Here is a 6,213-nt window from a genome sequence, read left to right on the forward strand (position 1 = left end):
CACGCCTCGGTTTCTTCTCCCGCGGCAGCACCCTGCGCGTGGCGGCACGCTGCCAGGCCGGCTCGCCCTTGATTGAGATAACTGGCCGCGCCGACTTCTTTCCAGGCCAGGGCGTAAGCCTGCCTCAATGTGGGCCGGCGCCGTCCGTTCCCTCACCGGCCGCACCCACCCTGCGTTCGCTGTGTCGGACACTGCCTTGCCCGCACCTTGCGCACTGGAGCTACGAGATTGTCGCAATCGACGCTAATCATGGGCTGTCACGCGCCAGCCCAGCGGCGCCATCGGTGCTCAATGCCAATGCTCTCAGCGTGGAGGATCACAACCTAATTACCTGGACCCCAGTTCCGCACGCGGTCGCCTATGCCATATACCGCAGTCGCGACACCGGGCCGTTTCGACTCCTGACCTACAGCCAGATCTCCGCCTTCGATGATTTTGGCCAGCCCGCGGTCGCCGCGGCTGGCTCAATACCGCCTGAAGCGCCCGCCAGGCCGATTCTCGGCAACCTGGTAGCGATCATAGCTTCGCGAACCGCCACCCAGGTGCGGCTCAATCACCCCGCCATTGCTTCATGCCCCCATACCTGGTTGGTCCACGACGACGCTCCGATCCTTCAGCGCGCCCTCGACAGCCTTCCTACCCGCACGGCCGACAATCCCGGCGGCGGGACGTTGTGGCTACCCCCAGGTAGTTACACCTGGGCCTCTCCCGTAACCATTACTGGAGCAAGCGGCGTGGTGTTGAGAGGCGCCGGACGGTGGGCCACGCAAATCAATCCAAGTGTGGAGCTGGCCGGGATGGCCGCCTTTCGTTTTATTGACTCTCGCGACAGCGGAGTGGAGCAAATGTGGATTAATGGCGCCCAAGTTAACGGCGCCACCCCCGGAACGGCGGTGGAATTCAATGAAAACTCCCGCCTAGGCCCCTCATCCACTCACAACCTGGCCCGCGATCTGATAATCGGCAACCCCAGTACTGGTGGCAGCGTGGTCAACGGTATCGTCTTTTCCGCCATCAATGACGCGAATAATGAAAACAGCGACATCGAAAACGTCGTCATCGAGGATTTCGCCGGCTGTGGCATCCTGATCGGCCATTCCAACTCCGAGGGCCATCGCTTTCGCCATCTGGATATCGGTTACGGCCCATGCGGTATCCAGGCGTGGTCCGGAGGATTCACCGACGAGCAGGGCTTCTATGCTTTAAATCGCTACCCGCAAGCGGTGGTTTATGACTTCCAGCCGGGCACCATGTATCACTCCGTCCAATCCATCGGGATGTTCGCCGAAACCGGGGCCCAATTGCTGCGTGCCAGTCCCCAACTGCGCAACCTCATCGTCAACATCGTCGCGATGGATTTTACCGGCGGGCTTCCCGGCGAGGACCTGATCGACCTCGCCTCCTCCGACTCCGCCCTGACCATCACCGCAAGCTGGCTGCAAACCGGCCAACCTCGCACCGCTATCCACAGCAGCGGCACCGGCAACACCGTCCGGCTGATGAACAACGGTGGATTGGGGCTGAGCACGATCGACGCCGGCAACGGCGCCGTCGCCAGTATCGGGAATAACTGGTACCAGGTCCCCCGTTTTGTCACTGGACCCGATAGACTGGTCCAACTGGGCGACTGGATCAGTCCTACCCAAACTCTCGCCGGCAGCCTGCGGCCATCTCTGGGCGCTCAACATTGAACCACATTTAATTACGGTGCAACGGAAGGGTATTATCCACTGTACTGTGCTATCCTAGCTCGCCGTAAAGGAGAACTTCTCCAATGAGGAAACTTGCTATCGCGGCCGGCGCCTCGCTGGCAACCCTTCTCCTGATCGCCGGCGGACGGTTGCCCGCTGCGCCCCAGTCCGCAGCGACCTGCTTCTCTTACTTGCGGAAAATAGTTGCACCGGTGGTTTATGCCGCATCCTCCGCCACCAACGCGGACTTGGCTCATGCGCCCGCCAAGATGGGCGCCATTCCGCAGATGAAAATCGACACTGAGATGTCGGCCAAGTTTCTCAAGGTGCTCGATTCAATCCCTGGCGGCCCGGTGCAGCCATGCTCGGAACTCTCCGACCCCTACCCTGAATTCAATGGCGTCGCGATTGATTCCAAGGCTGGAGTCGCCGTCTTGAGCGACCCCAACCTCAAGGGTGCGCTGGTTTACGATCTCAACGTCAAAGCCAGCCCCAAAGACCAGGAGCCCACGCCCTACAAGGGTTGGGTCAAAGGGCCAGCCACGTTTTTGTCCTTCGCCACCGGAATTGGCCTGGATACGGCCCGCCACGAGTTCTACATCGCCGAGAACGACTACGGCGATGACATCGCGCGGTTCCCGTATAACGCCGACGGCGACTACACCGCCAAGGTGCTGGCGGTGCCTCATGGGGCATACGGCATCGCGGTCAGCCAGAAGTATCAGCAGATGGCGGTGAGCGTCGAGCATAACGCCCAGATCGTGTTCTACAAGTTGCGCGCCGAGAAGGTCGATCTGCCGCTGCGCTCCATTCGGGGTGACCGGACAAAGATGGCCGACCCCCACGGAATAGCCTGGGACGAAAAGCATGGCGAGATCTTTGTTGCCAATTACGGCAACTGGTCACGCGGCGAGTGGGACCAAGACTACAACGGCGGTGGCCGCTACTTTCCGCCCTCGATCACGGTGTACCGCGACGATGCCAAGGGCGACGTCGCGCCCATCCGCGTGATCCAAGGGACGCGCACCCAGTTCAACTGGCCTACCGGAATCGCCGTCGATCCCGACCATAACGAGATTTTTGTCACCAACGAGATCAGCAACGATATTCTGGTCTTCCGTCGCGACGCCAACGGCAATGCGGCCCCGCTGCGGGTCCTGGGCGGTCCACGCACCCTGATTTGGCATCCGATGGGCGTGGCGATCGACCCTGTGCGCAACGAAATCTGGGTCGCCAATTTCAACCATACCGCAGAGGTCTTTGCTCGCGATGCGCAGGGTGACATCGCGCCCCGCCGCCTGATTCGCAACGCCCCCGCCGGCTCCCCTCACGCCGGTTTCGGCAATCCCACCGCGATCGCCTACGACTCGCGGCGCGACGAAATCTTGGTCCCCAATTGAGTGACCGATCCGCGCGTCGCGGCATTTGCCCGTGTGGCAAGTGGCAACATCGAGCCCATTCGCGTGATCGAAGGTCAACGCACCAAGCTAACCCGGGTCGCTCACGGCATCACCTATGACCCGGTCAACGATTTGATTATCGCCACCGAGCCGCTGGCCAGCTCGATCGTATTCTTCAAGGGCGGCAGTGGCGGTAACGTGCCGCCCCTGCGCGTCATCCAGGGCCCCCACACCGAGCTTCATCAACCCTGGCAAGTGGCGGTGGACGCGGTGCATAAAGAGGTCTGGATAGCCGATTACGGTCAAGCCCACATTGCCGCTTTCCCGCTGTTCGGCAACGGTGACGTCGCCCCCCTGCGTGTCATCTCTGATTCCAAGGATGGTATGCGCGTGGTCTCCGGTGTGGCGGTCGACCCAAAGACCAATCTGGTGGTTGCCGCCGCTCGCAACGCCCATTACCAGGGCGGCTTATTCATCTTCGACCGCACCACCAATGGCGACGTCGCTCCCTTGCGCCTGATCGCCGGGCCCACCACCGGAATCCGCGGCTTGTGGCACGTCCAGATGCTTAACGGCAAAATTTTTGCCACCGTTTCGGAGGGCGCCTATCGCCCACCCTACGATCCCGGCGGCTATGCGCCGGTGGCCAATTGTAATGGGCCGATCTCCGAATTCGCACCCGCGCCTTTGGGCTTTCTAGGCGTATGGAACGAGACCGACGATGGTGACGTGGCTCCGCGCGCGATTATCCGCGGCGCCGACACCTTGATCGTTCAGCCCAACGGTTTGGCGCTCGACCCCAAGCATGGGGAGATCTTCATCAGCACTGGCATGAGGAACGGGCTGGCGGCCTACCATCTGCCCGGCTTCTTCTAACCCCATCCCCGCCGCGGGGCCGCAATTCGCACCCGGCCCCGCGCGACTCCCCTCATCACCCGAGCCATCGCGCACGTTCACCCATCGAACGGGGCGGACAGCGCGAGAGCACGCCTCAGTAGCGCTGGAGGAATTCAATCAACAAATTCATCGCTCGCACCGAGGCGTCGGTCTTGGGATAATCGCGCAGGAAGCGATCCCCCTGTCCTTCGAACACCTCCAGCGTAAGCTGGCCGCCGGCCTTGCGATACCCTTCCACAAAGCGATGGCGGTCGGCCTCGGGATGAACTAGGTCGATGCCCGACTGCAAGTAGAGTACCGGCGGCGTGGCGATTGATTCGCCGCGCTCCAACACCAGCACTGGGTCGCCGTCTGCCATCGCCTCCTCGGTAATCCAGTATTTGTGATGGGCGGGCAAGACGTTATCGATGTAATCGGGATAGGGCTTGCCACCCTCCTTGATCTTCTTGGCATAACGGTAGCGGCCCAACGGACTGATTACCGGGCAAAATAGTGCTACGCAGCAGACCGTGGCATCAACCGCCGGCGCACCTGCGGGAGTGGGAATGGCGCTGTAGCGCGGCTCGCTGGGTAGCATCCCCAGCAACATCGCTTGATGGCCGCCGCTGGATACCCCAAAAATCCCTACCCGCTGCGCGCGTGTACCGAACTCCTCGGCGTGACTCTTCAGCCATCGAATCGCAAAATTGATGTCTGCCAGCGAACCCGGGTAGGACGCCCACGGCGGCATCCTAAAGTCCACCGAGGCGACCACGATACCGGCCTTGGCCAAAGTCTCGCCCAGATAGGTGTCGCTGTGACGATCCAGATTGCACCAGGCTCCGCCGTGAACATCGATAATGGCGGGAAACGGCCCTTGACCGCGCGGCCGATAAAGCTTGGCCATCAGCGGCTTGCCGTTGTGACTTAGGTATTCGACTTCCTGCACATCGAAACTGTATTGATTGGCCATATCTTTCCCCGTCAGAGGTTTCTCTCGGTTTCTCGCCGCGTGCGATCTCCACCGGGAGATTGCCCGCGGCTCACAGCTCAAAAATCTGCTTGGGCGTTCGATGGGCACATTCGCTGGGCCCCTCGGGTCCCACGAAATAGTTGTCGCAAATGAAACAGAACAGGTTGGGGCTGGCGTAGCCCGGATGGCAGGCCAAAAACATGTCCGCCGCCAGCCGCATCTCCTCGTCATGCCGCACCAACGGCCGTTCCACCAGGTCCAGACCCTGACCGTGACAATAGAGCCGCAGCTCGGGCGGCATCCCTGCTCCTTTGAGGTAGTCGCTATAGGATTGATAGATCTCGCGGCAGGAGGCGCCAGGCTTGAACTGCGCCACGGTTTGATGCTGGGCTTCGCAACAGGCAGCGAAGGCTTCACTCAGCTCGCTGGAGGCCTTGCCGAATACAATCACGCGCGCCAGCTCGGCATAATAGCCGGCCGCGCCGTTGTTCTCGATCAACAGCGTGAACTGATCGCCGCGTCCAAGCCGCCGCCCCTGCAGATGCTGCGGCAAAATTGGGGCGGGATGGCCGGGACTGGCCGAGCCGCCCAGAAAAACGCCGTTGCCTTCGCTGCCAATCCGATTGCCTTCGTGGCGCGCCAGCGAGGTTATCTCGACGTCGCGCATCCCGGGACGTATCTGCGTGAGCAGGCGCTCAAACACCTCGTCCTGCATCCGCGTGGTCTGCTCGATAGCAGCGACCTCTTCGGCGCTCTTGATAGCCTTGCACTTGTCCAGGAATTGGGTTTCATCGCTCCACTCTACCTGCGCGCCCAGGATGTCGCGGAGCGCGCTGACAAAGCCAAAAGGCATCGCTCCAGCGCCCGCCAGCGCCAGCTTGCGATAGCCGCGGCGGCGAACGACGTCGGCAACGATTTCCGCCTCGTAGGCCTTGGTGTACTCCACCGATCCGATCGACGCAGTCGTGATAAGCTCGCCTTGTCCGGGCCGCTCGGGATCATCGCCGCTCAAGTTCTGTCGGCGCCCCATCGGGCCGTGCTCGATGCTGATCATCGGATCGCGGGTCGGAAAAATCAGGACGTGCAGATAGCCGCCCTGCGGGCGGCCGGTCAACCAGCGCACATAACCGGCCAGGGTATCGTGGCCACGCGCAGTAGTAACCAACGCATCCACCCCGCGCTCGGCCAAATGCGCACGCATCAGCGCCCAGCGCCGTTCCATCTCGGCGCGCGTGATGCGGGCAATCGCACGCTCGGCTTGTTCCATAACAAG

At 61.7% G+C, this 6,213-nt stretch carries 5 protein-coding genes; 3 read left to right on the forward strand and 2 right to left on the reverse strand.

The features are described 5' to 3' along the window. Positions 1–38 precede the first annotated feature (38 nt). From VKV28_16455 to VKV28_16465, 3 genes are all read left to right on the forward strand, one after another. On the forward strand, positions 39–1,691 hold the full coding sequence (locus VKV28_16455; protein HLH78394.1) for a glycosyl hydrolase family 28-related protein: 1,653 nt from the start codon (positions 39–41) through the stop codon (positions 1,689–1,691). A gap of 83 nt (positions 1,692–1,774) precedes the next feature. Then, entirely contained in the window at positions 1,775–3,091 is a 1,317-nt protein-coding gene (locus VKV28_16460; GenBank protein HLH78395.1) for a hypothetical protein, read from the forward strand. Positions 3,092–3,124: 33 nt separating this feature from the next. After that, a complete protein-coding gene (locus VKV28_16465; protein ID HLH78396.1) occupies positions 3,125–3,967 on the forward strand; it encodes a hypothetical protein in 843 nt (280 codons plus the stop codon). Positions 3,968–4,082: 115 nt separating this feature from the next. On the opposite strand, the gene VKV28_16470 is transcribed toward VKV28_16465, so the two are convergent. Together VKV28_16470 and VKV28_16475 are read right to left on the reverse strand one after the other, a co-directional pair. Beyond that, positions 4,083–4,940 (reverse strand): alpha/beta hydrolase, encoded by an 858-nt coding sequence (locus VKV28_16470; protein ID HLH78397.1) that lies wholly within the window; start codon positions 4,938–4,940, stop codon positions 4,083–4,085. A 70-nt stretch (positions 4,941–5,010) separates the two neighbouring features. Further along, a partial coding sequence (locus tag VKV28_16475; GenBank protein HLH78398.1) for a M24 family metallopeptidase occupies positions 5,011–6,213 on the reverse strand: 1,203 nt, incomplete at its 5' end.

Source organism: Candidatus Binataceae bacterium (assembly GCA_035294265.1).
Classification (GTDB): domain Bacteria; phylum Desulfobacterota; class Binatia; order Binatales; family Binataceae; genus DATGLK01.